General features: G+C 46.6%; 27 protein-coding genes and 2 riboswitches. Of the genes, 7 read left to right on the top strand and 20 right to left on the bottom strand.

The features are described from left to right. Positions 1-25: 25 nt before the first annotated feature. The 5 genes from NST25_RS02690 to NST25_RS02670 form a co-directional block, all read right to left on the bottom strand. Positions 26-2,350, bottom strand: coding sequence for a histidine kinase (locus NST25_RS02690; protein ID WP_076220122.1), 2,325 nt, complete (start codon positions 2,348-2,350; stop codon positions 26-28). Between the two features lie 104 nt (positions 2,351-2,454). Continuing rightward, positions 2,455-3,063 (bottom strand): potassium-transporting ATPase subunit KdpC, encoded by a 609-nt coding sequence (kdpC, locus tag NST25_RS02685; protein WP_339191108.1) that lies wholly within the window; start codon positions 3,061-3,063, stop codon positions 2,455-2,457. 55 nt (positions 3,064-3,118) lie between these two features. Continuing rightward, positions 3,119-5,152 (bottom strand): potassium-transporting ATPase subunit KdpB, encoded by a 2,034-nt coding sequence (kdpB, locus tag NST25_RS02680; RefSeq protein ID WP_340393273.1) that lies wholly within the window; start codon positions 5,150-5,152, stop codon positions 3,119-3,121. A gap of 16 nt (positions 5,153-5,168) precedes the next feature. Beyond that, the gene (kdpA, locus tag NST25_RS02675) at positions 5,169-6,845 is read right to left on the bottom strand and encodes a potassium-transporting ATPase subunit KdpA (RefSeq protein WP_076141854.1); all 1,677 of its coding nucleotides are present in this window, start codon (positions 6,843-6,845) and stop codon (positions 5,169-5,171) included. A gap of 216 nt (positions 6,846-7,061) precedes the next feature. Continuing rightward, positions 7,062-7,478, bottom strand: coding sequence for a hypothetical protein (locus tag NST25_RS02670; protein ID WP_076124472.1), 417 nt, complete (start codon positions 7,476-7,478; stop codon positions 7,062-7,064). Positions 7,479-7,729: 251 nt separating this feature from the next. Next, a riboswitch (cyclic di-AMP (ydaO/yuaA leader) is annotated at positions 7,730-7,919 on the bottom strand. Positions 7,920-8,338: 419 nt separating this feature from the next. Continuing rightward, a riboswitch (cyclic di-AMP (ydaO/yuaA leader) is annotated at positions 8,339-8,503 on the top strand. Positions 8,504-8,571: 68 nt separating this feature from the next. Here NST25_RS02670 and NST25_RS02665 point away from each other — a divergent pair. The 3 genes from NST25_RS02665 to NST25_RS02655 are packed head-to-tail and all read left to right on the top strand — an operon-like array spanning position 8,572 to position 10,155. After that, positions 8,572-9,126 (top strand): hypothetical protein, encoded by a 555-nt coding sequence (locus NST25_RS02665; RefSeq protein WP_076124474.1) that lies wholly within the window; start codon positions 8,572-8,574, stop codon positions 9,124-9,126. Between the two features lie 14 nt (positions 9,127-9,140). Further along, on the top strand, positions 9,141-9,662 hold the full coding sequence (locus NST25_RS02660) for a hypothetical protein (RefSeq protein ID WP_051490930.1): 522 nt from the start codon (positions 9,141-9,143) through the stop codon (positions 9,660-9,662). 40 nt (positions 9,663-9,702) lie between these two features. Next, positions 9,703-10,155 (top strand): hypothetical protein, encoded by a 453-nt coding sequence (locus NST25_RS02655; RefSeq protein ID WP_340393272.1) that lies wholly within the window; start codon positions 9,703-9,705, stop codon positions 10,153-10,155. 459 nt (positions 10,156-10,614) lie between these two features. Here NST25_RS02655 and NST25_RS02650 read toward each other — a convergent pair whose 3' ends face one another. From NST25_RS02650 to NST25_RS02625, 6 genes are all read right to left on the bottom strand, one after another. Further along, the gene (locus tag NST25_RS02650) at positions 10,615-10,806 is read right to left on the bottom strand and encodes a hypothetical protein (RefSeq protein WP_340393271.1); all 192 of its coding nucleotides are present in this window, start codon (positions 10,804-10,806) and stop codon (positions 10,615-10,617) included. Positions 10,807-10,837: 31 nt separating this feature from the next. Then, positions 10,838-12,118, bottom strand: coding sequence for an ABC transporter permease (locus tag NST25_RS02645; protein WP_076124479.1), 1,281 nt, complete (start codon positions 12,116-12,118; stop codon positions 10,838-10,840). Next, complete coding sequence (locus NST25_RS02640) at positions 12,111-13,013, bottom strand: ATP-binding cassette domain-containing protein (RefSeq protein WP_036676693.1); 903 nt, start codon at positions 13,011-13,013, stop codon at positions 12,111-12,113. Before NST25_RS02640 ends, NST25_RS02645 begins: the two co-directional genes overlap by 8 nt. 4 nt (positions 13,014-13,017) lie before the next feature. Continuing rightward, positions 13,018-13,947, bottom strand: a complete 930-nt coding sequence (locus NST25_RS02635) for an ABC transporter ATP-binding protein (protein WP_340393269.1) — start codon at positions 13,945-13,947, stop codon at positions 13,018-13,020. A gap of 18 nt (positions 13,948-13,965) precedes the next feature. Beyond that, positions 13,966-14,361 (bottom strand): GntR family transcriptional regulator, encoded by a 396-nt coding sequence (locus NST25_RS02630; protein ID WP_076124482.1) that lies wholly within the window; start codon positions 14,359-14,361, stop codon positions 13,966-13,968. 61 nt (positions 14,362-14,422) lie between these two features. Beyond that, a complete protein-coding gene (locus NST25_RS02625; protein WP_076185183.1) occupies positions 14,423-15,151 on the bottom strand; it encodes a hypothetical protein in 729 nt (242 codons plus the stop codon). A gap of 344 nt (positions 15,152-15,495) precedes the next feature. On the opposite strand from NST25_RS02625, the gene NST25_RS02620 reads away from it, so the two are divergent. Beyond that, entirely contained in the window at positions 15,496-15,669 is a 174-nt protein-coding gene (locus tag NST25_RS02620; protein WP_179088739.1) for a hypothetical protein, read from the top strand. A 387-nt stretch (positions 15,670-16,056) separates the two neighbouring features. On the opposite strand, the gene NST25_RS02615 is transcribed toward NST25_RS02620, so the two are convergent. From NST25_RS02615 to NST25_RS02585, 7 genes are all read right to left on the bottom strand, one after another. Further along, the gene (locus NST25_RS02615; RefSeq protein WP_076124485.1) at positions 16,057-16,521 is read right to left on the bottom strand and encodes a DUF420 domain-containing protein; all 465 of its coding nucleotides are present in this window, start codon (positions 16,519-16,521) and stop codon (positions 16,057-16,059) included. 26 nt (positions 16,522-16,547) lie between these two features. After that, the gene (ctaG, locus tag NST25_RS02610; protein WP_340393268.1) at positions 16,548-17,468 is read right to left on the bottom strand and encodes a cytochrome c oxidase assembly factor CtaG; all 921 of its coding nucleotides are present in this window, start codon (positions 17,466-17,468) and stop codon (positions 16,548-16,550) included. Between the two features lie 85 nt (positions 17,469-17,553). Further along, positions 17,554-17,880, bottom strand: coding sequence for a cytochrome C oxidase subunit IV family protein (locus NST25_RS02605; RefSeq protein ID WP_036682505.1), 327 nt, complete (start codon positions 17,878-17,880; stop codon positions 17,554-17,556). 5 nt (positions 17,881-17,885) lie between these two features. After that, positions 17,886-18,512 carry a cytochrome (ubi)quinol oxidase subunit III gene (locus NST25_RS02600; protein WP_038568531.1) on the bottom strand — a complete coding sequence of 209 codons (627 nt, stop codon included), beginning with the start codon at positions 18,510-18,512 and terminating at the stop codon, positions 17,886-17,888. After that, positions 18,509-20,356 (bottom strand): cytochrome c oxidase subunit I, encoded by a 1,848-nt coding sequence (gene ctaD, locus NST25_RS02595; RefSeq protein WP_076185229.1) that lies wholly within the window; start codon positions 20,354-20,356, stop codon positions 18,509-18,511. The genes NST25_RS02600 and ctaD overlap by 4 nt, the downstream gene beginning before the upstream one ends. Before the next feature lie 126 nt (positions 20,357-20,482). Further along, positions 20,483-21,529 (bottom strand): cytochrome c oxidase subunit II, encoded by a 1,047-nt coding sequence (gene coxB / locus NST25_RS02590; protein WP_076124488.1) that lies wholly within the window; start codon positions 21,527-21,529, stop codon positions 20,483-20,485. 403 nt (positions 21,530-21,932) lie between these two features. Next, complete coding sequence (locus tag NST25_RS02585; protein WP_019913840.1) at positions 21,933-22,121, bottom strand: hypothetical protein; 189 nt, start codon at positions 22,119-22,121, stop codon at positions 21,933-21,935. Between the two features lie 469 nt (positions 22,122-22,590). Here NST25_RS02585 and NST25_RS02580 point away from each other — a divergent pair, with 469 nt between their 5' ends. The 3 genes from NST25_RS02580 (at position 22,591) to NST25_RS02570 (ending at position 25,079) form a co-directional block, all read left to right on the top strand. Beyond that, the gene (locus tag NST25_RS02580) at positions 22,591-23,580 is read left to right on the top strand and encodes a serine hydrolase (RefSeq protein WP_340393267.1); all 990 of its coding nucleotides are present in this window, start codon (positions 22,591-22,593) and stop codon (positions 23,578-23,580) included. A 93-nt stretch (positions 23,581-23,673) separates the two neighbouring features. Continuing rightward, positions 23,674-24,012 (top strand): hypothetical protein, encoded by a 339-nt coding sequence (locus tag NST25_RS02575; RefSeq protein ID WP_340393266.1) that lies wholly within the window; start codon positions 23,674-23,676, stop codon positions 24,010-24,012. 110 nt (positions 24,013-24,122) lie between these two features. Then, a complete protein-coding gene (locus NST25_RS02570; protein ID WP_340393265.1) occupies positions 24,123-25,079 on the top strand; it encodes a diacylglycerol kinase family protein in 957 nt (318 codons plus the stop codon). 113 nt (positions 25,080-25,192) lie between these two features. On the opposite strand, the gene NST25_RS02565 is transcribed toward NST25_RS02570, so the two are convergent. Both NST25_RS02565 and NST25_RS02560 read right to left on the bottom strand, forming a co-directional pair. Then, on the bottom strand, positions 25,193-25,786 hold the full coding sequence (locus tag NST25_RS02565) for a xanthine phosphoribosyltransferase (protein WP_076101352.1): 594 nt from the start codon (positions 25,784-25,786) through the stop codon (positions 25,193-25,195). Between the two features lie 42 nt (positions 25,787-25,828). Beyond that, the gene (locus NST25_RS02560) at positions 25,829-26,131 is read right to left on the bottom strand and encodes a hypothetical protein (RefSeq protein WP_038568522.1); all 303 of its coding nucleotides are present in this window, start codon (positions 26,129-26,131) and stop codon (positions 25,829-25,831) included. Positions 26,132-26,153 lie beyond the last annotated feature (22 nt).

Genomic DNA, 26,153 nt, shown 5'->3' with positions numbered 1-26,153 from the left:
TCCCTTTTTTTCATTGTTCTAAAGCTTAGGGTTCCTCACGCATAAGATTTGCCACGACCAGTACATCTACATTTCTGGCCGAACGCAAAATCTGTTTAGTGACATCCCCGCGTAGCCATTTGCGCACCCATGAGCGTTGGGACTGGCCGATAATAATCTGTGTGCTCTGTAAGGCTTGAGACCTTTCAAGCAGCAAGGAAGACACTCGTGCCGGGAGCACGTTAGGAATCATCTTAAACGTTCCACCCAGTCGTTCCGTCAATTCTTTCAAATCATTAATTCGTTTATCGTAAGAAGGCCCGCTCTGCTTATATTCCTGTACGTACGTAACATACCAGCAAGCTTTTAGACGATAGGCAATCCTAAAACCGCGCCGAATCAGACGTTCCGCATGATCTCCTAAGGTGATGCACACATAGATCACTTCCTGCCGCCGCCAAGGTCCCCGCAGCGACCCGACACGTTCCCAGGCCTCCAGACGTTCATCCACATCATCAGCAATTTCCCGCAGCGCCAGTTCACGGAGGGCGATTAGATTGCCGATTTTGAAAAAAGCACCCAGCGCCTGATCCACTTTGGTCATCGCATATATTTTTCCATCCTTCATCCGCTCTTGCAGTGTTTTGGGGGATACATCGATAAGTTCAACTTCGTCGGCCCGTTGCAGAATGCTGTCCGGGAAAGTCTCTCTAACTCTAACTCCGGTAATTTGTTCTACTGCATCATTCAAGCTTTCTAAATGCTGAACATTCACAGTGGAGATTACAGAGATCCCCGCATCCAATAACTCCATAACATCCATATACCGCTTCTTATGCTTGCTGCCCGGCATATTGGTATGTGCCAGTTCATCTACCAGTACGACCTCCGGATTACGCTTAATAATAGCTGCCGTATCCATTTCCTCAAGGACAGTCCCCCGATAGTCAATGCTCAGTCGCGGTAGGATCTCCAGCTCACCGATCTGTTCAAGGGTTTCTTTACGTCCATGCGTTTCTAGTAGTCCAATAACAACATCGATCCCTCTCTTTAAGAGATCATTTCCTTCTCGCAGCATCTTATAAGTCTTGCCCACCCCGGGAGCAGCACCAATGTACACTTTAAATGTGCCCCCACGAATCGCATCGATTTTATCCTTTACTTCCTGAGTGCTTAATCTGTGATAGGCATCAGCTTTCCGCTCATTTCGGCTCTGCCGGGTAGGAAGAACACGTTCTCCCTCACGCTCAGCACGATCAGCCACGAAAAACACATCTACTCCGCGGATTTGCTTTAACAATGAGTTAGCAATCGAACCCTTCCACAGCTCCTGCCACGCCGTTTGCTTAGAGTGACCCATAACGATACGGGTAATATTATGCTGGATGGCGTATTTCACTAGAAGTCCCGGAATCTCCCTCTTCGAGCGAAAAGAAATCTCCTCCATCGAGGCCCCAATCTTCTCAGTCAGCTTCCATAGGGATCGCTTGAAGGTTGCTGCTTCCTTAGAGGGCGTCAGGCCCTGCTTCCAGAAGGATACCACCGCCAGATCTCCGTTTAACCGTTTAGCGATTTGCTGCCCACGGCGGATATGAATCGAGCCATTCCAATAATACTGTGCGGACACCAACACTTTTTCGGCAATCCCCGAAGCCCCCAGCAATCCTTGCTCCTCCCGATGCTTCTCCAGCGAACCATTAACATCCTCCGCAACCATTCTCAGCGCCAGCTCCCGCAGCTTGCTTAGATTCCCTTTGTTAAAAAGCGAAGTCCGCTGCTTCTTGCCCAAATGTCCTTCGGACAAACGTTGAAGTATCTTTTCCGGAGTCACATCAATTAGAACGATATCATCTGCAAGGGTGAGCACTTCCGCAGGCAAGGAATATTCCACCTCAATCCCCGTCCACTTCCGCGCAAGATCTGCTGCGCCCTCCAGCTCGTATACGTTTACAGTTGTGATGACACTAATTCCACAGCCCAATAAATATTTGATATCCTCCAGCCTAGTTGATCTCTCCGCACCCTCGCGATTATGATGAGCCAATCCATCGGTCAGTACAACCTCTGGATTACGTGCCACAATGGCCTCCACGTCCAGATCCTTCTTCTCGATCTCCTTCTGAAACCAATGAATACTTGGAATCCGTTCCAAGTCACCCAGCTGATCCCTTGTTTCTGGACTCTGGTTGGTTGAAACCGCACAGATTACAACATCGATGCCCTGTGCTTTCAGCGCCTGACCCTCACGCAGCATCTGATAGGTCTTGCCTGATCCACTGACCGGACCTATATAGATCTTCAGGCGTCCACGATGCAGCTCATAAATAGAGAGCAGCAGTTCCTCCGGCGTCTTCCTCCGATATGTTCCCATCAAGACCACTCCTTAATAACCCGTTCATCCATTCACTCTTCTATGCCAGAAAGCAAGATATCCCTGACCCAGTTTGAACAATCGGGCAGGGATATTAGCTATATTTATTTGTTCGTTAATTTCTGCAGCTCCATGTTCAGCTTCAGAACATTTATCCGCTTTTCACCAAACAGCCCTAGATCGCGACCTTCGGTCTGCTTATTCACTAGCTCTTCCAGCTGCGTAGCTGGAATCCCGGTCAAATTACTGATCCGGGGAATCTGCACGATTGCTGACGCAGGAGTGATATGCGGATCAAGACCTGAACCTGAGTTGGTTACTAAATCAACCGGCAGCTTGTTTACAGGCACATCCGGATTATCCAGCTGCCACTGTGTAATGGAATCCTTCGTCCGCTGCAGCATATCCAGGTTGGATGGGCCGTAGTTATTGGAGCCTGAAGCTTCCGCTTTATAATCAATGCTGGATACACGGCCATGGAATAATGCCGGGTCCGTAAAGCTTTGCCCGATGAGTTCTGAGCCCACAACTACTCCAGCGTCATTCTTCAGCTGACTGCCGTTTGCTTGCGATGGCATCAGAACTTGAGCAATCGCTGTAGTAGTCAGAGGATAAATCACTCCGCAAAGAACAACAAACACTAGACATAGCCGTAATATAATAAAGAAATTAGCACCCTTCGATGATGACAACTGTTCTTCAGCGTCCGCAATCGATTTTCTGTTATTCACGATGCTCTCACCCTTTCAATGATTAGTCAATCCGTTGTTATATCCATACACTTACGAGCAAATCAATAAGTTTGATGCCCGCAAAAGGAACGACTACTCCACCTAAACCATAGATAAAAATATTACGTCCCAGCAGCTTCGTAGAACTCATCGCTTTATACGAGACACCTTTCATAGCCAATGGGATCAGCAGCGGAATAATAATCGCATTAAATATTAATGCAGATATAATTGCCGAGCTAGGTGAACCCAATCCCATGACATTCAGGGCTTCCATTTCAGGAATAGCGAGCATGAACATTGCCGGAATAATTGCGAAGTATTTAGCGATATCATTCGCAATACTGAACGTTGTCAACGCGCCCCGCGTCATCAGTAGCTGTTTACCAATAGCTACAACCTCAATGATCTTCGAGGGATCTGAGTCCAGATCAACCATGTTTGCTGCTTCCTTAGCGGCTGTGGTCCCGCTGTTCATCGCTAAGCCCACATCAGCTTGGGCAAGGGCAGGTGCGTCATTCGTACCATCACCAGTCATTGCCACCAGCTTGCCTTCGTTCTGCTCGCGGCGGATAACCGCTATTTTATCCTCAGGTGTACTCTCTGCAATAAAATCATCTACCCCTGCTTCACGGGCAATAGTAGCTGCGGTCAGCGGATTGTCCCCTGTACACATGATAGTTTTGATTCCCATTTTTCGCAGCTCATCAAACCGCTCTTTCATGCCTGGCTTAACTGTATCCTTTAAGTAAATAAGTCCATAAATCCGGTTGTCTACCGCAACAGCAAGCGGGGTCCCCCCCATCCGAGCGATAGCATCGGAATTACTGTCGAGGTTCGCGGGAATGACTCCGCCCTTCGACTGTACCCATTTCTTCACGGAATCGACTGCCCCTTTACGTATAGATCGTCCATCACGCAGATCTATACCACTCATCCGGGTCTCAGCCTTAAACTCTACGAACTCTCCGCCTTCAGCAAGTTTGCTGTCATAGCTACGTTCCAGCTTCTTAGCTAGCTCAATAACAGAACGTCCTTCCGGAGTCTCATCCTTTAGCGAACTAATAGCTGCCCAAGCCGTAAGCTCAGCTTCCGTTTCATCTCCAACTGGCACAAAATCACTCGCCATCCGGTTTCCGAAAGTAATCGTACCGGTCTTATCTAGAATCATTGTATTAATGTCGCCGGCAGCTTCAACGGCCTTCCCTGACATAGCAAGGACATTAAACTGTGTGACGCGGTCCATCCCTGCTATCCCGATAGCGGAGAGTAGGCCCCCGATTGTGGTCGGGATCAGACAGACCAGCAAGGCGATCATAACAGGAATATCTAGATCAACGCCCAGATAAGTAGCAATTGGCCGCAAGGTCACTACTACAATCAGGAAAATCAACGTCAGACTGATCAAGAGTGTATTTAGTGCAATTTCATTGGGTGTCTTTTGACGTTTCGCCCCTTCAACGAGGGAGATCATCCGATCCAGGAATGACTCACCGGGATCACTGGTAATTTTGACTTTAATCTCATCACTGACTACCCGGGTGCCGCCTGTGACTGAGCCAAAATCTCCGCCGGCTTCCTTAATAACAGGTGCAGATTCACCTGTAATTGCAGATTCATCTACGGAGGCCAGCCCTTCAATTACTTCACCATCGCCAGGGATAAGTTCTCCCTGACTGACGATGACAATATCTCCTTTACGAAGCTCGGAAGAAGAAACGGTCTTCATAGACCCTCCAACGAGTTTGTTAGCTGTGATATCCTGTTTCGTTTTCTTGAGTGAATCCGCCTGGGCTTTCCCGCGGCCTTCAGCCAGCGCTTCAGCGAAGTTGGCAAACAGCACTGTGAATAGCAGAATGAACAACACTGTGATATTGAAGCCTACCGATTTCTCTGCATTAAAATATCCGGGGGCCAGTACCATAAGCAATACAATAATCGTACCGATTTCTACTACGAACATGACCGGATTTTTGATTAACGTCACCGGGTTAAGCTTAATAAAGCTATCCTTTACAGCGCTTAGGAGTATGGGTCCCGTCAGCAGCTTTTTTCTTTTTACAGTACTCATCTTGTTCTCCCTCTTCCTACCGTAAGGTCAAATATTCTGCAATCGGGCCGAGCACAATGACCGGCAGAAACGTCAGAGCCCCGATAATTACAACGGTACCAATCAGAATTCCGGTGAACAGACCATTGTCTGTGCGGAATGTGCCAATCGTCTCAGGAACTGGCTTCTTCTGGATCAGTGAGCCTGCTACTGCCAGCATCGCGATTATAGAGACATAACGGCCAAGCAGCATTACGATCCCGGTTGTAACATTCCAAAAGGTGGTGTTGTCCGCAAGCCCTTCAAATCCTGAACCATTGTTCGCGGCAGAAGAGACATATTCATATAACACTTGGCTAAGTCCATGGAATCCGGGATTCGTGATGGAACCGTTGCCCAAGTCCGTTAAGAACGCACCTGCTGTTGGTACAAGGATAATGAACGGATGCACAAGGATAGCAATCGCAATCAGCTTCATCTCCTTGGCTTCTATCTTTCGCCCGAGAAACTCTGGTGTTCTGCCGACCATTAGTCCACATAAGAAGACGCCCATGATGGCATACATCAGCATATTGATTAGTCCGACACCTTTTCCCCCGAAGACGTTGTTGAGCATCATTAGGGCCAGAGGGGTAATGCCACCCAGCGGTGTCAGCGTATCATGCATATTGTTAACACTACCTGTCGTAGCTGCCGTTGTTACCGAAGTGAACAGCGAAGATTGCGGGATACCAAAACGTACCTCTTTACCTTCCATGCTGCCTTGCGAAGACTCGATCCCCAGCGCATTGATAGCTGGATTGCCTTTGGTTTCCGCATAATAATTCAATCCCAGCAGTAGTACGAACAAGGTCATCATTGCTGTGAAAATCACCCAGCCCTGACGTTTGTTCTTAGCGAACAATCCGTACATATATGGCAAAGAGGCTGGCAGCATCCACATAGAGAGAATCTCCAGAACGTTCGTAAGTGGATTAGGGTTCTCAAAAGGATGCGCTGAATTGGCTCCGAAGAAGCCGCCACCATTCGTACCTAAGTGTTTAATTGATTCCAAAGAAGCGACTGGACCGATAGCGATTTGTTGCGTCTGCCCTTCGAGTGTAGTGACCTCAAGCGATGGCTTGAGCGTTTGTGGCACATGCAATCCTACCAGCACCAATGAAACTAGCAGAGCTAATGGAATGAATACACGAATATGTGCTTTTACGAAGTCCTCGAAAAAGTTCCCGACTGATTTCTGTCCTGTAATCCCTCTGACAAAAGCAACCGCAACAGAAAATCCGCTCGCTGCAGACGTGAACATCATCATCGTGATGACTGCCATTTGTGAAAAATACGATAGTCCCGTCTCCCCGCTATAATGCTGCAGGTTCGTATTGGTCATAAAGCTGATCACCGTATTGAATGAAAGCGTCTGTTCCATATCGGCAATTCCATTCGGGTTCAGCGGCAATCCCCGCTGTAATCTTAGAAAAATATAACTGAAAGCAACCAGTACGATATTAGTTAAAACAAAGCTGAGTGCATACTTCTTCCAGGACATTCCGTCCCGTTTTTTCAGGCCGATCAGCTTATAAATACCTTTCTCTGTGCCTGCAAACCAGCGATCCGTACGATTCGGTTCGTTAGAAAATACATGATATAAATACGTTCCCATCGGCTTGACCAGCAAGATGAGAATTACAATTACGACGACTATTTGCAAAATGCCCATGAATGCCCCTCCTTAAAATTTCTCAGGATGAATCAACGCGTAAACCAGATATATAAACAACAGTAGGGTAACAGCGATTACTAGAATCACAGCTTATCCCTCCCCGTATCCTCAACTACACCTGCGCACCAGCGCATAAAGCCATAAAATAACCCGTAAATTACAGCTAACGAAGCCACCATATACAGATCCATCATATCTTCCGCACTCCTTCCATTATCCTTGATGAGGTGATCTATCGATTAGAAAATCAGCATCACCACTATGGGAATAGATTACATAGCTCGCACCAAGTCTTTTATAGACCAATCTAGGATTTATTGAACTTGTAATCACAAAAATCGGCTGTGTCGTCCAGGTACGGCACATCTGAATATAGCGGCAGCAAAGCGGAAAGCTGCTCTCAAACAGATATACCCTGCCTACCGGGAACGATGGGCGAAACCAAGTGCTCTGATGGCGGGTATCCACTAGAATAACCTGCTCAATCCCGAGCTCCTCAAGTAAAGCTTTCTCAGCCACATTGTTGGTTAATCCCGCCATCTTAATACCCCTGAACTTCAGAAGTTTAATGAAATGTTCTCCCGCCTTTGTAGGCGCACATACAAGCACATATTCATTCTGATCCGTCATCTTTTTTTCTCCTCCTGCTCATTTACAACAAGGAGGCAACGAAAATCTCCGAAAGGATGTTGACCTATCGTCATTTTCGGGCACAACCTAAAGCTCGGTTGTGTCACGTCATTAGACGCTGCCTTACAAATACCGCTAATGATGAATTTAGCGACCTCTTAGGGGAGGCCTCCATAAATGCTTTGCTTCTAAGAGCACAGCAAAAAGCCACAAAGGATCTCCTCTGTGGCTCGCTAGCGGTCACATTGCACTCATCCTCTCTCCATACGCTTACGAGGTTAGCTGTCGGATTCGGGCGGTGAGAGTCGCCCTACCTGTATAGATGCGAGCTCACTCACACCCTCTACAGGATTCACCCCATAACCGGCTTCCGACTCTCACATCGGCTGCCGATTGTTGGTTCCCCCGCTTTCCTTATCGGAAATTAAGCGGATCAAATATTCGATTGTCGTTGAAACAGGAGTAATCATACTCTTATGCACGAAGACTTGTAAAACCTGAATGATGCCAAAATAATGCAAATTAAAAACTATTTTCCCATTAGATAGCGCTTACTTGATATCTAATCTCTCTATATCTCTTGTTTACTCGAGTTTGGAGCGTTTAATCGCTATCTATAACCCATGTGATTTTTTTCACCTTTTTAGAGCGAAAATACTGCAAATTCCCATTATAGGTAGAAACGCAAGAAGCTGAGGCTGAGCGAGAAAGAGGCGCGATAACACGCCATAAATACCTATTTACCTCGTTTTTCAGTCGTAGTCGGCAGGATATGGTTAAAATTGCTCTAAAAGAACATTTTCCGTTTTTTACAGAAAATCTTGAAAAGAGTATGATTCGGGTTGAATCTAATTCATGAAAAACAATCAACGCTGAGTTCCTGCATTCGCAGGGAACGGGGGAACCATCAGGCCACCTGGCCTACTTGGGGTGAATCCAAAGGAGACTGCATAAGTCTCAATAGGTAGGGCGACTCTCACCGTCCGAATCCGACAGCTAACCTCGTAAGCGTAAAGAGAGAGACCCTTGATCCGCCACGCTTTGGCCCAGGTATATCTGCCTGTAATCCAAAACCGCAGCAGAGGTCCTCCTCTTGCTGCGGTTTTTGCGTTACCTGAGCTTATTAGGTGATAGCACGCTGGATGGGGTGAATGTTTTGAAGCACTATTATTTAGGGATACATCAAGGGCTGCTTGAGCCGATAAGTCTAAATTACGTTTGTTTCGGGGCCTTGTGGTTCGAAGAACATAATCACAGGTACATTGTAGGCTATGCATTTGGCCAGAACCAGATCCAAGCCCTTCGCCAGTTCAGCACACCTTCTTCTTGTAAAGACTGTTTAGACTCTAAGATTGTATATGAGATATATAAAAAAATTCGAGAACAACAGCAGCAGCAGGATTGGTCATCACACCAAAAGCTCCCGTGGTTTACAGCCTTCAAGGAGCCTTGGAAAGATGTAAGCGCCGGTTGGTATGTCTTGAGATCCCGCAGCACCTTTCCCTTACATCTATCTGTTATACGAAAAGAAAAGTTCCGACTATGGCTAGAGCACACCGCAGTCTGTGAGAATAAAATGGAAATGCTCGCTTGTGTAGAAAAGGCTAGTGTCACTCATCATGTAGACTTAAAGCTTTTGGAAATCTAAGGAGGAACCCTACTATGGACCAGCGCAGACTATCCCGCATTGAAGTATTTGTATTGGATGAACCCGAGCCTATTCACTATGGAATGGAAGGGGCTGAAGGCTGCCGTTATGGTATTCTGAAGCTCACCTGTAAGGGAGGCTGCAGTTGGGGGGCTTGTCTGATCTCTGCCAACACCAAAAATTTTGATCTCATTAAATGGAGTTCCTTTTTACGGGCCATCTGTCATTGCCGTCTTGAAGAAGCGCTGGATAAGGTCCGCCGCGAAGGTTCAGATTGGGAGCAGGTTAAGCTTGAGCTAGTTCAGGGTGCTTTGCAGGATTTAAAGGCCAAGCTCCAGGGTAAATCCTTGGCAGGGCATATTCAGCAAGGGCGTCTGTACAGTGTTGCAGCAGGGGGGAGCAATTCCAGAAGTGAACGGCTCTACTACAAGCCTTCAAAAGCTTTATCCACTGCCTCCCAGCAGAAACACAGTTGCCCGGAACCAGACACCGCCGATCTCATCAATAAATCCATCTCTTACTTTTCTATATTATAGATTCAAGCAAATCTCTCAATCTGAAAGGATTGTGTTCACCATGCCTGACCCCTTACCTCCCGAGTCCACCTACAGTACTAAATTTGCAGAGTGTGTCCAAAAGTATACTAATGAAGTCTACGTACTTAGTTCCATGTTGTTAGAACAATCTAATGAGGCAGACAAGATTACTATCCGCACCTTCACAGAGCTTCATAAAATATATCGTCAGGATGATTTCGATCCTCAGTTATTCTCTATCCACGCTTACCGCACTTGTATTCACCAGTGTGCTGATTCTTTTGCCCGGCGCTCCCTTCTATCGGCTAAGGCATTACCTTGGGAGGAACAGCTTGTGAAGGTCATGTGGTACGGCCTAAAGCTGCCTCTTTCTCAAATAAGCATTATTCTGCAAAAAAGTGTTCCCGCACTGAAAGCACAGCTTAGAGCTGTACGGGAGCAGATGACCACCCAAACGGATATACTAACGAGCGCAAATCTTTCTATAATTTAGTCACTGACTAGAATTCAGACAATCTTTAAGCGCATGAAGCATCTAACGGACTCAGGAGCCTTTAATTGAAGCTTTTCCTCAAATATGGCCGGCGTTCGGACTCCAGTAGAAATCCCGAGCAATGAACGTCTCGGATCGTCTTAAAGCAAGCCCTAATCATCTTCCACCAAGGCTTACGGACCCAGATGACGTTATTTGCACGTTTATCGCCTTTTGAGCATAGTATCGGACTCCAGTGCAACTATTTGGTTAAAAGAGCTACTGATTCACCATTTTTCATGCCAATAGCGACTATAGTGTCCGATATCTTGCTAAATCTCGATGATTGCTGCATTTAAGTGCTGCTGGGTCCGTTAGCTATATCAGCTCGTATACAAAGAGATTGCCAACTCAAAAACGGGGATATCCCAGCAACCATAAATGGCTGTTAGGATACCCCCGAAAATTCAGTTCCTACTATTACACTTTACTCTTACGCGCCTTACCGTACATCCACAATCCTGCCAACATCCCCACTATAGCAACACCAGTCAATACGCCTTGAACGACATCCATAAAAGTGGAGCCATCCGGAAGCATTCTACTAACCGTAGCCAGCGATACAGAACTCATTAAAAGCATAATGTTATATTGTTCGCTTGTAGACATCATTAGCACTCCTTAAAAGTTATATGAGGTCTTCTTAGATCTTGTAAGCTTTCATTGCTTTTCTGATTTCTTTAATACTTGGGCGTTTGCCGTACATCAGTACGCCGGTACGATAGATCTTGGCTGCCAGCCATCCGAAGATGAAGGTAGTCACAAGCAGGATCAGCAGCGATACAATGACTTGCCAGATCGCCACCTCGCCGACACCAATTCGGAGCAGCATCGTCAATGGTGAGGTGAAAGGCACATAACTCGCTATCTTAACCACTAGAGTATCTGCATTGGAGATACTGAACAGTGGAACATAGAACGCTACGAAGCCTAACATCATGATTGGCATTACCGCCTGACCGAGATCCTCCGTACGGCTGACAATCGAACCTACAGCCGCATACATCAAGGCATAGAGGAAGTAACCTAATACGTACAAGACAAATCCATAGAGCAGCAAGTTAATATTGAGCTGGCCTAAATCGAGATCAAAATCAGCCAATACAGTCGCATTATGCGGGAGCGTCAAATTGACGACGATCGCTGCGACAAAGATCCCAATTTGCAATATTCCTACTAGGAAAACACCGATAACTTTACCGAACATTTGCGCTAAAGGTGAGGCACTTGTAATCAGAATCTCCATAATCCGCGAGCTTTTCTCAGAAGTTATCTCTGCGGCAATCATGTTGCCTGTCATCATAATGGACATAAAGAACAACATAAGCATGGCATATACGATAATGTAGTTAATGGCTGGAGTGTCCTCCTGAGAGCTTTCACTGCCACCGCCTGCGTTAAGCTGTTGTGTAGTAATCTGCACAGGCGTTGACATTGCAGCAATCTGTTCAGAGGTCAGCTTGTCGCCAACGATGAATTGTGTGTTTGCTTGCTGAAGTGCATTTTGGAGATAAACTTGCACATCTCCGTTTAGTTCCCCATCATTACTATGATAAGTAACGGGTGGAAGCCCTTCACCAGTAGGTTCCGCAAAAGTAACATAACCTTCTACGGTCTCTTCATCTAATGCTTTCTTTAACTCGGCATCCTCCGCAGAAGCATATTGTACTATCTTAGCCTGTGGCATGCCCTCTGGCGCAGTATAAGCCTTCAACAATTCTGCAACCTGATTTCCCTCTTCAGCAATCACAGCAATTTGAGTAACTTCACTTTTGGCCGAATCACCCTTAAACTGATCGATGATATAGGGAAGATTCATCCCTATGCTGAGCAATAATACTAGAATCAAAGTAGTAATCATAAATGATTTCGTTCTAACTTTATTTTTAAAGGTAAAGCCGATAATTGTCCCCATCTTATTCATTAGATTCACCCACCGCTCTGATAAAGATTTGGTTTAACGTAGGTTCCTTGATTTCAAAATGCTCCACTTCACCCTGTGCTATCGCCTGCTGTAAAATACGCTGTGCGGCACCGATCTCACTGATCGATAACAGATACCCACGCTCCAGCCGTTTCACTGCTGTAACACCTGCGATGGACTCCAGACCTTTTACCTCATTAGCTGTACGCAGCAATACTTCTTCCCGCGGGTAGCCATTCTTGATCGTGCGGATATCCCCTTGAACGACCGTATTGGATCGATCGAGAATCGTAATGTTACGGCATAGCTCTTCCACATGCTCCATCCGGTGCGTAGAGAAGAGGATACTTGTTCCCGAATCACGTAATTCTTTGACCGTATCTTTCAGCAGCTCCACGTTTACTGGATCCAGCCCGCTGAAAGCTTCATCTAGAATCAGAATCTGCGGCTTATGAACGACAGCGGCGATAAAGCCCATTTTTTGCTGATTTCCTTTGGAAAGCTCTTCTATTTTTTTATTGTAATAATCCGGAACCTCGAATCGATCCAGCCAATAGCGCAAGCTCTTATCTGCATCACTAGCTGACATCCCACGCAGGCGGGCCAAGTAAACGATTTGATCGCTGATCTTCACCTTAGGATATAGTCCACGTTCTTCGGGCAGATAACCCATAAGTTGCTGCAGTTCACTGTTGAAAGGTTTTCCGTTATACAAAATCTTGCCCTCATCAGGGTAGATTAGGCCGAGCACCATACGCATCGTGGTTGTTTTCCCCGCGCCGTTCGCCCCCAGTAATCCGTAAATTTCCCCTTTACCTACGGTTAGGTTAATTCCGTTTACTGCGGTTTTTTCTCCATATTGCTTAACTACACTTTCCAGCTTTAAGGCTTCCATTTCTCTAGTCCCCTCTCTTGTGGTCAATTAGAATAGGACGATGACCCTGTGTCCATAAACTTAATATTTCGTCCAGCTCCAAACTGCGGCTCTTGATAACCTTTACGCCCAAGTCATGAATGCGTTTCTCGTTTTCTGAAAATTGTTCTATGATAAAAGAAGCTACACCCGGTGTATCCATGGTAAAGTGCAAGCCTCCTGGCAACTCAGCCGATAACTCCGCAAGCTCCTCTTCACCCGCAGCATTCACCCAAACCTCGGTCCAAGCACCGAACAGACTGTCTTTTTCAGCCATGCCCAGCAGTTCACCCCGATGCATAAGGACGATATAATCCGCCAGCCTTCGCACCTCATCCACAATGTGTGTGGAGATGATAATCGTTGCGTTATGCTCATCCATATATTTACGAAGTGTCTCGATCATAATCTTCCAGGCAAAAGGATCAAGACCCGATGAAGGTTCATCCAATAGCAGCAGACTTGGCCGTGCCGCAAGTGCTGCAGCAATTTCGAATTTCCGGCGCTCCCCTTTAGACATCTTCGAAAGTCTCGTATGATACGGAACCTCAAAGCGATCCATCAGCTCGTGAAAATACTGATCGTCCCAATTTGGATACCAATACTTCCGAAATCGCGCTGCCTCCTCTGCATTCCAGTGGTTCTCCTCAGTAATTGACGTTTCAGGAACATAGGCAATGGTCTGGCGAAGCTCCAGAGACAACCCGCTATCATACCTGTTCTCGAACCAATAAATCTCGCCTTCCTCTGGATTAGTCAGCTGCATCAGCAGATTCAGCAGCGTGCTTTTGCCGGATCCATTCTGACCTACCAAAGCTGTAATATATCCTTTAGGCAGATTCAGGGTCAGTGGCCCTATCGTCTTGTTTCGCCGCCGTTTAAGTACATTCCGCAATTCTATAGCCATCTGTACCATATGAGTAAGCGCCCCCTCTCAATCCTTTTCTCTATACTTGCGTTCTACAATCTCCATAAAAATCTGTTCAAGTTCATCCTTGCTGCAATGTACCGATCGGGCGATATCCACTGCACTTTCAAGTGCTTTGCCAACCGTTTCACGTTTATATTCTTCCATGGCTCCGTCACCTACATGGGATACAAAGGTACCCGTTCCTTGTCGCGTTCGCAGCAAACCTTCGTTCTCCAGATCCTGATATACCCGCCGCACGGTAATTACACTGCATTTCAGATCTCCTGCGAACTCACGAATCGAGGGCAGCAGCGTACCTTCTGTAATGACTCCGCTAATGATTAATGATCTAAGCTGAGTCTCTATTTGATGATAGAGGGGCTCTGCACTATTTTCGTTGATTTGTACCGGTATCCACATTATTTACACCTCGCCTTCCACTCTAGCGTGCTAGAGCGCAGTCCTTGCCATTTCCGATTTTTTATATGAGATTGCGACTTTTCAGCCGATGTATAGTCCATTTAGAGAATAACTGCACAGATATTGTTCCCAGCAGAAGTGACCCCCACATGATCGGAGATAACAGCCCCCACTCCTTAGAATAGGAGATACTGTATAAGAACAAACTGCCTCCGCCCAGTGTAACTAGGAACGATGTTGCCCACGATAAAACTACGATAAGCAATGTTAGCCATAGATAAGCTTTGCCGCTAAAAAGATATTCAATAAAAATATATAGACCTGAGACCATGAATCCGAAGCCGAGCCAAGTAATCGCAAAAGCTATATACGATGGAACCGCCAGCTCTGCCCGAAAATTCTCTCCTAACAAGTAAATAATACCGAAGAATAACGTGCCATTTAGAGTAAAGGAGATCACACCCTGAAGTTTTCTCCGCAATAATATTACTGAAGCTGGAATCGGTAAAGTTCGTAAGTAAACCAACATTTTTGTGTATGAGTCTTCACTCCAATATTTCATGGAACGGCGAGAGAATGTTAATCCCAATAAGGGGATAAAGGAGAGAAATAAGAAATCCGCTAGCATCGTCCGATCCTGCTCACCTAGTACATCATTTGCTATCAGGCTAGTCAGTCCACCAAGATAACTCATAAAAACAACTGTTATCACGAGGGTCCCTAATATTTTTAATTTGTCTCCGCGAAAATCAGAGCGCAACATAAACCATGAATCTTTTAATGTTCTCATTAATGCTAACCTCGCTTTACAATGTCTTCAGCGTCTAGCAGAAGCAGGTGTTCATATCCCTGTGCTTACTGTATATATCTATATACACAGTATATGACCTTGGTTTTTCATTGTCAATCCTGTAACTGGAAATTATTCTAAAGAAATAGGAGGTTTGGGCAACCTCATACTTCAAGCTTATGAAGACACTCTCAGACGTTAGGTAACGCTTATTAATTGAGATTAACTACAATGAGGGGGAATTGAGGCAGAATGCTGCTACGGGGGCGAATGTAGCTGGGATAATTGAGTTTATTAGATAATTCATTCTGGAAATGAAGTAGTAAGAGCTCACTCTTGCTTCTATGCAACGTGTTGGTGTGATGTGTGTTGAGGGAGGCGGGTATGGCGGATGGTGCGGTATCGGGGGCGGGGTGCTGATTCGGCTGCTGACTGGTTCAGGTTTCGGGTGTGGGATACCGTTTCGGCTGCTAGTGCAGTTTCAGGTATGGGATATGGGCGACTGCCGGGCGGATTAACATTAGAGAAAAACTCCCTAAAATCTGCCCAACCGAGCTTAGATTATTAGTTTTTAGGGAAATCCTCCCCAAAATTTCAGCTATTACTCCGTTATTGAGCTAAATCCATTCACTTTCAGGGAGGATTTCCCTAATTATGGCCTTTTTTAGCTAATTTCGTGCATTATCAGGGAGGTTTTCCCTAATTGCGTCTTTTTCGAGCTAACTTCGTTCAGTTTCGGGACAGATCCCGAAGCTCCACAAACCAAAATAAGCCCATCACCCGCAATCCCTACTCAGGAACATGCAGATATATAGGCTTATTTCATAACTATTTACGGTTCTGCTACTCTAGTGCTGTTCATTCGCTCAACGCACTAAACTCTGTGCTCTATTCAAGCACTTATTTTACGCACCCAAAATAACTTCCCACACCGGCTTGGTATGTCCACCTGGATACAAAACATACAACAGCACGTACACCATAACGCCTGTAATCGCTGTGATAAACCAGATTATCGATGTCACTCTGCCCCACTTACGGTGCTTGGAATACTTCGCCTTGAAACCAAGAGTTAACGTAGTAAGTCCGAATACCGCAGCTACGGTTGCCAGAACGATATGGAAGATCAAAAACACTTGATAAATCGTCTTCAGTTCATCCGGTCCGCCCCATGAGGTATTCCCCACAAACAACGTTCTCGATACGTAAACAATAAAAAACAGCAGCGCAGCGATAGCGGCAGCAATCATCGTTTTCTTATGCGCCTCGCGTTTGCCCTTGATAATGAGCCACCAACCTATAGCCACCAGCACCGCGCTGATCACGATGAATGACGTACTAATAGTCGGAAACACTGTGAAAATATCCATGATTCTCCCCCTCGGCAGTCTACCAGTTATGCACGGTTCAAGTTGCTCTCCTGAAGTGTTGAGGATGGCGTCGACAATTCATCGTCGTCTTGTCCGTTCTCTTTTTTATACCAATGATAGAACACATAAGCAAGCATAGAGGCAAAAATAAATTCCTGAATGAACTTCATCGCGATACCTCCCACCTGTTGATCTACCTTCGGCGACATCACTTCAAAGAATGCAGGACCTCCAAAATTCTGAAGTAAAACAGAGGGGTCTCCCGAGATACAATAGCCCATAGCACGCGCCCAAGTCTCTGGATCACTGTAAGTGGCGTAGAGCGGATGATCGGCAAATATAATCAGCCCGCAAGCCGGTGTCAGCAATACCATGTTCAGAAAAATAAATCCAATCTTCCCAAGCCCACTCGCCATACGATGTTCCGGCAGCGGATTAATCAGTGTCCACCACATTAAAGCAGAGGTCAGGAACAAAACAATGTAATAAATACGATGAACAGTAAAATGCAGCATCACATAATCATGAATAACAGGAATATGGTACAAGGAAAAAAGTCCGTTAAACAATAGTGCAGCTACTACCGGATGAGCTAAAAAAGATAACGGCCGAAGCGGATTCACCTTTAGTATCCTGCGCCAGATAAAATCTGGAATTCCAAGCATAATCAGCGGCACCGCTACCAGATAAGACAAGGCCATACTGACCATGTGGAAGGAAAACATCATATGCCCTAAAAGGCTAATGGGTCCTCCTTGTGCCAGGTAAAGGGCAAGCATCCCACAGACAAATAACGCTCTACGCCAAAATGGCACCGGTAATGAATCGGCATAACGCCCAGCAATCGGACCAATCCACACAAAATAACCTGCTGTCAGCAGCAGCATTACCGCTAGAAAAAGCGGACTCCATAGTTCAGCAAAACTAAAGTATTCTAATCCCAGCATAATCCCAACCTCCTAGCGCAGGAATTCATATATCTAAACATCAAAAAGAGGGGGCATCGCAGCCCACCTCTTTCATTATCGTCCGTTAATTCCACCAAACCCAATACAGCGACATAACAATGCAGGTCCCAGCGATAAAGAAGCCGCCCAGCATGAAAAGAATCGGCAGAAGATGCCCTTTATCTTTTAGATGCATCCAGAAGCCCATCTGTACAATGACCTGAAGAACAGCCATTACCAGCAGCAAAATAATCGCAAAGGTTGCATTTACGCCCCCAGCCGCAACAGCAGCGAAAGCAATCAATGTTAAGACAATGGAGAAAATAAAGACAACAATATGTTTCTGTGGTCCTTCATGCCGATGACGTTGCTTATACCCGCCGCTATCTGGCATATGCTGATCCGTCGTCATAGTGCCTAGCCCACCTTTCCGAGTAGGTATACAACCGTAAAGATGAAGACCCATACTACATCGATAAAATGCCAGTACATGGCTGACACATACACTTTTGGTGCAGTAACAACCGTTAACCCCTTGCGGGCGAGCTGCCCGATCAAGATGGAGATCCAAGCGATCCCGAAGGCTACGTGCGCACCATGAAATCCTACCAGTGTGTAGAATGCCGAGCTGAATGCACTTGTGGTCATTCCGAATTCTTCGTGTCTTACATATTGAGTAAACTCATAGATCTCCAAAACCAGGAAACCTAAACCTAAACCTACAGTAACTAAAAGCCAATTCCGTAGCAGTGCCGGCCGATTTCTGTGCATTGCTTGAATAGCGAATACACTCGTCAGACTGCTTACCAGCAGGATGAATGTTGCAGCGGCTACAAGCGGCAGGTGAAACAGTTCATTCGCCGAAGGCCCCTCATTCGTCTGATTACGCAGTGCGAGGAAAGTAGCGAACAACGTGCCGAACAATACCGCTTCGCCGCCTAGAAACAACCAAAAGGCAAGAACCTTGTTGCGTCCTTCGAGCGTAGCTTTTTCCGGCTCGTGCGGAAAGGTATCCTTAGAAGCTTCTGCATGTGCCGTTGTCATGTCCGCTCACTTCCTTCCAGCTCTTCAGGTTCAATATGCCATCCGTGATCATCATACAGTGAACGCATCAGCATGGATCCAAATGTAATAATAAGACCGATGGCTGTAACGATATAATTATTAAACAGGAAGCTCATAAAAGCATTGCCGAATTCATCACGGCTAAACATAAAGCCAAGCCCAGCGATAAAAATTCCGACAGACATCGTAAACGGTAAAATCGTTGCTGACGGCATATGAATTGAGCCCACCGGCTCTGCTGGTGTCATGCCTTTATTCCCTGCTACTTTTTCTTTCCAGAAGGCATCAATCCCCCGAATAAGAGGTGTTTGCTTGAAGTTATATTCTGGCGGCGGTGAAGGAATGGTCCATTCCAATGTACGTCCATCCTCCCACGGATCATTGCCTGCATCCGCTGGTTTTCTGGAAGTCAGGAAGATGTTCACCAAGAAAATAATCATACCAACACCCATAAGTCCTGCACCAATGGTACTGACTAGATTTAGCAAATCAAATTGCTGATTTGGTAAATAAGTAAATACGCGGCGCTGCATCCCCATAAGCCCAAGGAAATGCTGTACAAAAAAGGTCAGATGGAATCCGATGATAAACGTCCAGAAAGTCCACTTGCCCAGCGTCTCACTCAGCATCCTTCCGAACATTTTTGGCCACCAGTAGTGCAGACCTGCGAACAGGCCAAGCACCAAACCACCTACAATAACATAGTGGAAATGCGCTACAACAAAATACGTATCATGGAACTGAAAGTCAGCAGGTGCGGACGCCAGCATCACTCCAGTTACTCCCCCCATAGTGAAAGTAGGAATAAATCCTACAGCGAACAGGTTAGGGGTTGTGAAACGTACTTGTCCGCCCCACATCGTGAACAACCAGTTAAAAATTTTAATCCCAGTTGGAACCGCAATTAACATCGTTGATACGGAGAACAACGCGTTAGCTACAGGTCCAAGTCCAGTTGTGAACATGTGGTGAGCCCAAACCATAAAACCTAAGAAGGCGATCAAGATGGTTGCAAACACCATGGAGCTATATCCGAACAGTCTTTTACGCGAAAAGGTTGGGATGACCTCGGAAATAATCCCGAAGGCAGGCAGAATGAGAATATACACTTCCGGGTGACCAAATATCCAGAAGATATGCTGCCATAGCACTGGACTTCCTCCGGCTCCGACTTCGAAGAAATTGGCTCCTAGAATCCGGTCGAATGTCAGTAGTACTAAACCTACTGTTATTGCTGGAAAAGCAAACAAAATAATGGCGGAAGTAATAAATGTAGTCCAGGCGAACATCGGCATCCGCATATAGGTCATTCCCGGCGCACGCATCGTAATGATCGTGGCTAGAAAGTTAATCCCCCCGATGAGGGTCCCTAATCCGGCAATTTGCAAGCCGATCGTATAGAAGTCTACACCGTGTGTAGTGCTGTATGTACTCGTAGATAGTGGGGTGTAGGCGGTCCACCCGGCATCAGGAGCACCACCCATAACCCAGCTAAGATTCAGTAGAATCCCGCCGAACAGGAAGGTCCAGAAACCAAGTGCATTTAGAAAAGGAAAGGCTACGTCACGTGCACCGATCTGTAGCGGAATGACGGCATTCATGAGTGCGAAGATGACTGGCATGACGCCGAGGAAGATCATCGTCGTACCATGCATGGTTATGAGTTCATTAAACGTTTGTGCATCCAAAAAGTTATTCATCGGCTTGATGAGCTGCCAACGAATCAGAAGCGCTTCAATTCCCCCGATGCCAAAAAATAATCCTCCGGCCCATAGGTACAAAATCGCGATTTTTTTGTGATCGACGGTTGTTAGCCAATCCATAAGTCCTGTATGGCGCTTCACACTGTGGCCGTGCCCCAGAGGCTTGGATGAATTCAAGGTATGCGCTGCTTGAGCCAAAGTTCGTCCCCCCTTTTCGAAAGTTCCGCCCGCCTTTAGGCTAAGGCATTAGTCCAGCTTATAGTTGGCCAGATACTCTGCAATGCCATCAATCTCAGCATCACTCAGGCCCAGATCTTTGGGGTTAGGCATCAGATTGCCTGGTTTTACGGATTGCGGGTCGTGCAGCCAGGTTTTGAGATTCTCTTCAATCGGCGCACCATCTTCCCTCGTGTCGTCGTTGAGCAGAATTCCAGCAATCGATTCCCGAGAACCAATTCCGGTCAAGTTCGGCGCATTATTAATCCCTTGATCGCCTACAGCGTGGCAAGTCAGACATGCCGCTTTGAACTTCTCAGCTAAAGCAGGATCCTCTGGCAGCACAGCTACAGGTGCTTTCATCGAATCAATCCACTTTTGAAACTCTTGTTCACTAACTGATTTCACCTTAAATTCCATCAATCCATGAGAAGGTCCACATAGCTCCGCACATTTCCCACGGTAAACGCCTTCATTAGGCGCACTAAAGCTAAAGCGGTTAATCGTTCCAGCTGGGTTGGTATCGATTTTACCGGAAAGAGAAGGGACCCAGAAGGAGTGCAGCACATCTTTAGTTTCCAGTTCAAAGGCGATATCTTTGCCCACCGGAATAATCAGGTCCTGCGCTGTAGTTACCTTATAGTCGGTATACTCAAACTCCCACCAGTATTGGTGGCCGGTTACTTTAACCTTGATCGCATTCTTGTCATTGGAATGATCATCTCCAGCGGCAAACACAGCTTTAACCGTTGGCACGGCCAGTACTACAACAAGGATGAGCGGAATGACTGTCCAGAGAATCTCAAGTTTCATACTGCCCTCAACCTGCTCAGGGATTTCATTCTGACCCGGTCTTCTGCGGAAGCGGATCAGTACATAAGCTGCAATCGTAAAGACAATCAGCAACACCACGATCATAATGCTGATCGACAGCTCCATTAATCCGTAAGATCTGTCTGCTGCAGGTCCCTGTGGTCTGAGTACTGACAAGTCCTCACGACCGCACCCGGCAAGAAAGAGTCCAAACATAGCGGTCATGGGAAGGAGTCGCTTTACAGCCTGCCACGTTTTCATCATTGATCTACCCCGCTTTTCCCGATTTCGTAGATTCCTGTTTTTTTCTGTCAATTATAACAATCACTATTAATATAAGTTTAAGGGAAAGTTTTGTCAATCGTTCACAACTAGTTCACATTGTAATTTTCGACACAATAAACCCTTGTCCCATCTGGATTTTATAGCATTTTATGAAAACGCAAACAAATAAAAAATAATAAAGAAAGCGCATTCAATTTAAAATGTGTCTATTAATTCATTTGACTATTCTATGAGGAAGACTTTTCCTTATTCGTAAATGGGCATACAAAAAAAACCGATTCCAGCAACAAAAGTCGCTCGGGCACGGTTTATAAGAATCCTCGTGGATGTTATTACTCAAAATGATGTCTAAAGTTAAGCAAGTGACAAACGTATCTGTTAGCTAGGAGACGGATGAATTCATCCGTACCAACTCGTGTTCCACGACCATGGTCAGTTCTTCTTCATAGCCTCCTGTAATCCGATACTTTCGGACGTACTCCTTTACGAATTTCTTGGGATCTTTGGGCCGGAAAATGCGTGTCATTTCCCGTAGACTTTCCTTGACTTCGTTATGACCTTTACTTGCCATGATCAGTTCCCTCCCAAAACATTGAAAATGAATGCTCCGTTGTAGAGAATGCATGATGAAAAGTACGCCGTAACCTCGAATGCAAGTGAAGTATCCATTACACATACGTGGCTTGCACTATCCGTCAACACGTGGAATCTAAAGCTAAATCTAGCCTTTGAAACACCGCCTTGCCGGTGAAGCAGGTTCGTCGTGATTTGGGCTGAGAGTAAGGACGCCTGATGAACGATAGCTCCTTGACACTTTTATTACCCGAAGAGCCACTTACTGAATCACTCCTTTCGGGCCTTATCGTTATATTGTATCATATTCCGGATTAACTTCCACCTTTCCTTGTAAAATGTACTATTTGGAAAATATTATTTTTTACAGCTGTCTTCGTAAGTCAGATGTCTCCAAACTGGTTAAAATACAATAACCTATACAGCAAGCGAAATTGTATTTATCAACAAATGAGAAGGAGATCTTTATGGCCCAGCCTGCAATTCCCCTAATGACTACCGCAACGCCAGAAGACACCGATACACGCCGGGAGGGTCTTGAACAAGCCCATCAAGCTATCCTAAAAGAATACCCCAAGATGCATAGCATGCTTATTGTGCGTCATGGAAAACTTATCTTCGAACGTTATTATAATGACCATCATGCTGGAGCATTAAATGATCTCCGTTCTGCCACCAAAAGTTTTGTCAGTGCCCTTACGGGAATCGCTATCGGCCGTGGAGAGATGCCTGATCTCCATATTTCTGTGTCCGAGGTCCTTCGCAAGCATATTCCATACCTTCACTCCCCACATCTCTCAAAAATCACACTCCGTCATCTTCTTACCATGACTTCCGGTTTTAGCTGGATCACAGGGAAGAAGCTTGGTGAACCGCTTGTTCGGAACCTCCATCGCAGCCGCCGCTGGGGTTCCTTTGGCCTTAGCTTGAACATTATTCCAGAACAAATCGGCCAGTTCCAATATCGAAGCATCGACTCACATCTAATCTCGATAATGATTAGTGAATCTACAGGTCTTGATGCATTTTCCTATGCAGCACAGCATTTATTCACTCCACTCCGAATGGCTAATACCGCTTGGTTACCTAGCCCCGAAGGACATAGCATGGGTCATATCGGTTTGCACCTAACGTCTCGGGATATGGCTAAATTCGGAATCTGCCTGCTGAATAATGGAGTGTTTGCAGAGCAGCAAATCATCCCAGAACATTGGTTGCAGGATGCACTTACCGCTCAAGCTAAGGGATATCCAGCGTTTGGTGATTACGGATATCAGTTTTGGATCGGTACGATGAGCGGGCAGCCCTACAAGCTCGCCCACGGGCATGGCGGGCAGCAGATTCTGCTCTTTCCCAATCTGGATGCTGTAGTGGTCTTTACAGCAGAGAGCAAGACAAACAACTGGAAGAACCCTCGCAGGCTGCTTGAAAAGTATGTTCTCCCTTCAATGAGCTAAACATACTTTTTCCTGACAAGTCATAGGCTTGTAAGGAAGAAGGATTCGAACAATCAAGCCCCTTCTTCTCCAAGCAGAAGGAGAGTGAGCCCATTGTCCCCTTTTAAATCATCCACCGGATTGCCCGATAATATAGCGGGCGCGTTGTGTTACTTTTTCCCTTTTCTCGGCGGCGTCGTCTTTCTCGCATTGGAGAAACGCAGCCGCTTTGTGCTGTTCCATTCGCTGCAATCACTGATTACCTTCGGGGTGCTGATGATCCTCCACGTTCTAACCGGATTGGTCCCATTCCTCGGTCCCTTGATGAGTGCCCTCGTCTCTCTTTGCAGCTTTGGGGTGTGGCTGTTAATGATCTACCATGCCTTAAGTGGCAGGTGGTATAAACTCCCTTGGGCAGGTGATATCGCAGAAAGTCAGATTCGCTATCTGTAATCCCCCAAAAAGCAGCCCCTCTGATCGCTGAAAAGTATTCCCTTTTGCCCATCCACTCCTTACAATGTAGAAAGGGCATCAATGGAATTCTACAGGCTGGAGGAAATCATATGTATCTATTTATCATAAACCCGCGTTCCGGCGGGGGAGCAGGCGGCCGGACCTGGCATACTGTAGAGGCGCTCATGAAGGAGCGTTCGCTGCCTTTCATGTCCTTGTTTACGCACAGCGTAGAGGGTGCAGAAGCCCTTGTTTTAAATACAGTAAAGCATCGCGAGGATTGGAAAGCCGTGATTGTAATCGGCGGTGACGGCACGCTCCATAGCATTTTGGGTGCACTTTGCGGCAAAGATATCCCCATGGGCGTGATTCCTGCCGGCTCCGGCAACGACACCGCCCGGGGGTTTGGCATTCCACTTTCCATAGAAGCCGCGCTGGAGGCCGCCCTTAGCGAGCGGTATATCGAAGCAGACCTGCTTTCAGGAGCAAACGGACTGACCGTAACAGCTGTTGCCAATGGCTTTGATGCTCAAGTGGCCGAGAATGTGAATGCCAGCCGATACAAAAGGCTGTGCAATGCCATTGGAGCAGGCCAGCTCGCGTATATCATCGGCATATTGCATACGCTGATGACATTCAAGCCCTGCCGGGTAAGTGTAGTCTGCGACGGCACGGAGCACGCCTTCGAGAAGGCATGGCTGGTCTCGATCTGCAACCTGCCCAGCTACGGCGGCGGGCTTTTGATCTGCCCGCAGGCAAAGGCCGATGACGGCCAGCTTGACGTCTGCGTCGTGCATGGGTGCAGCCGCGGGCAGCTGCTGCGGTTGTTCCCCACGGTACTGAAGGGCAAGCATGTGGCGTTGCCCTTCGTGTCTATGCTGCGCGGACGTAGCGTAGCCGTAGGCTTTGCCGAGGCCCGGCCTGCGATCGGCGACGGCGAGAGCCTCGGCAAAGGGCCGCTGGCCGTTCGCTGCGAGCCGGGGGCGCTGCGTGTGCTATCGCCGCTGGCGGCGGACAGCGTACAGCTGCCCGCCGACACTGCAGCGGCATGCGGCAGCAACGGGTAACCTGACCCGTGCATACCATACACACAAAAAACAGCAAGCGACTGGTTCATTACCAGTTCGCTTGCTGTTTTGTATATCCTATAGCTTTTGTTTGAGAATGCATTCCAAAATCCTCAAACAAGAGGCTCTTCCTCGTCTTCCACGAAAGTGACTCTTCCGTCCTCCAGTGAAGCAATACGCACAAGTGACTCTACGCGATATCCCGCTTCCTGCAGCAGCCGATTTCCTGGCTGGAACGCTTTTTCGATCACAATACCAATTCCAACCACACTTCCCCCCGCCTGCTCAACAATACGGGCAAGTCCGAAGGCGGCTTCACCATTCGCCAAGAAATCATCAACAATCAGCACCCGTTCTCCCGGAGCAATGAATTTCTTCGAAACGGTAATTTCATTCGTTTCTTTCTTCGTGAAGGAGTAGACCTTCTCCACGTAAATGTCTTCTGTCAGCGTCAGCGATTTCTGCTTACGGGCAAAAATCAGCGGAACCTCCAGCTCTAATGCTGTCATAATCCCCGGAGCAATCCCCGAGGATTCTATAGTCAGCACCTTCGTAATTTCTTCGCCAGCGAACCGGCGGATAAACTCACGGCCAACCTCACGCATCAGGAAGGGGTCCATCTGATGATTCAGAAAAGAATCCACCTTGAGCACTCCTTGCCCGAGTACAATACCTTCTTTCAACACTTTTTGTCTCAACAGCTCCATAGTGCTCCTCCTTCTCCCATCATTGAATCCATTCTCCCCACATTACAGACCTGTCGGCTTCTGAGGCAATAAATTTCCAACGATCGATTTTAAATTATGATCATCCTTGCTCTTTTCCTGACCGTTATCATAACCCGTAATTCGAATCTCCAAGAAATCCCCCGGATTTACCGGTTTAAAAATCAATTTTTCGCGGTCTTCCAGTCTCACGTTAAAATTCATATCCTTAAACATTTCGACTAATTCTGCTTCTCCAGGAGATGCTCCCTTATCCAGAAACAACAGTCCACGCAATTTTTTAGGACCATCATTGTGCACCACTTCAAAATGAACGATACATTCCATGCTTCTCACCTCCCTATGATAA

The sequence above is a fragment of the Paenibacillus sp. FSL E2-0190 genome, assembly GCF_037992965.1.
GTDB lineage: Bacteria > Bacillota > Bacilli > Paenibacillales > Paenibacillaceae > Paenibacillus_AQ > Paenibacillus_AQ odorifer.
This window is presented reverse-complemented; position numbering and strand designations above follow the sequence as displayed.

Coding starts and splice junctions, on each gene's coding strand:
- NST25_RS02690 (WP_076220122.1), bottom strand. CDS start 2,350: ATGGGAACATATCGGAGGAAGACGCCGGAGGAACTGCTGCTCTCTATT.
- kdpB (WP_340393273.1), bottom strand. CDS start 5,152: ATGAGTACTGTAAAAAGAAAAAAGCTGCTGACGGGACCCATACTCCTA.
- kdpA (WP_076141854.1), bottom strand. CDS start 6,845: ATGGGCATTTTGCAAATAGTCGTCGTAATTGTAATTCTCATCTTGCTG.
- NST25_RS02670 (WP_076124472.1), bottom strand. CDS start 7,478: ATGACGGATCAGAATGAATATGTGCTTGTATGTGCGCCTACAAAGGCG.
- NST25_RS02660 (WP_051490930.1), top strand. CDS start 9,141: ATGGACCAGCGCAGACTATCCCGCATTGAAGTATTTGTATTGGATGAA.
- NST25_RS02655 (WP_340393272.1), top strand. CDS start 9,703: ATGCCTGACCCCTTACCTCCCGAGTCCACCTACAGTACTAAATTTGCA.
- NST25_RS02650 (WP_340393271.1), bottom strand. CDS start 10,806: ATGATGTCTACAAGCGAACAATATAACATTATGCTTTTAATGAGTTCT.
- NST25_RS02645 (WP_076124479.1), bottom strand. CDS start 12,118: ATGAATAAGATGGGGACAATTATCGGCTTTACCTTTAAAAATAAAGTT.
- NST25_RS02640 (WP_036676693.1), bottom strand. CDS start 13,013: ATGGAAGCCTTAAAGCTGGAAAGTGTAGTTAAGCAATATGGAGAAAAA.
- NST25_RS02635 (WP_340393269.1), bottom strand. CDS start 13,947: ATGGTACAGATGGCTATAGAATTGCGGAATGTACTTAAACGGCGGCGA.
- NST25_RS02630 (WP_076124482.1), bottom strand. CDS start 14,361: ATGTGGATACCGGTACAAATCAACGAAAATAGTGCAGAGCCCCTCTAT.
- NST25_RS02625 (WP_076185183.1), bottom strand. CDS start 15,151: ATGAGAACATTAAAAGATTCATGGTTTATGTTGCGCTCTGATTTTCGC.
- NST25_RS02620 (WP_179088739.1), top strand. CDS start 15,496: ATGCAACGTGTTGGTGTGATGTGTGTTGAGGGAGGCGGGTATGGCGGA.
- NST25_RS02615 (WP_076124485.1), bottom strand. CDS start 16,521: ATGGATATTTTCACAGTGTTTCCGACTATTAGTACGTCATTCATCGTG.
- ctaG (WP_340393268.1), bottom strand. CDS start 17,468: ATGCTGGGATTAGAATACTTTAGTTTTGCTGAACTATGGAGTCCGCTT.
- NST25_RS02605 (WP_036682505.1), bottom strand. CDS start 17,880: ATGACGACGGATCAGCATATGCCAGATAGCGGCGGGTATAAGCAACGT.
- NST25_RS02600 (WP_038568531.1), bottom strand. CDS start 18,512: ATGACAACGGCACATGCAGAAGCTTCTAAGGATACCTTTCCGCACGAG.
- ctaD (WP_076185229.1), bottom strand. CDS start 20,356: ATGGATTGGCTAACAACCGTCGATCACAAAAAAATCGCGATTTTGTAC.
- coxB (WP_076124488.1), bottom strand. CDS start 21,529: ATGATGAAAACGTGGCAGGCTGTAAAGCGACTCCTTCCCATGACCGCT.
- NST25_RS02585 (WP_019913840.1), bottom strand. CDS start 22,121: ATGGCAAGTAAAGGTCATAACGAAGTCAAGGAAAGTCTACGGGAAATG.
- NST25_RS02580 (WP_340393267.1), top strand. CDS start 22,591: ATGGCCCAGCCTGCAATTCCCCTAATGACTACCGCAACGCCAGAAGAC.
- NST25_RS02570 (WP_340393265.1), top strand. CDS start 24,123: ATGTATCTATTTATCATAAACCCGCGTTCCGGCGGGGGAGCAGGCGGC.
- NST25_RS02565 (WP_076101352.1), bottom strand. CDS start 25,786: ATGGAGCTGTTGAGACAAAAAGTGTTGAAAGAAGGTATTGTACTCGGG.
- NST25_RS02560 (WP_038568522.1), bottom strand. CDS start 26,131: ATGGAATGTATCGTTCATTTTGAAGTGGTGCACAATGATGGTCCTAAA.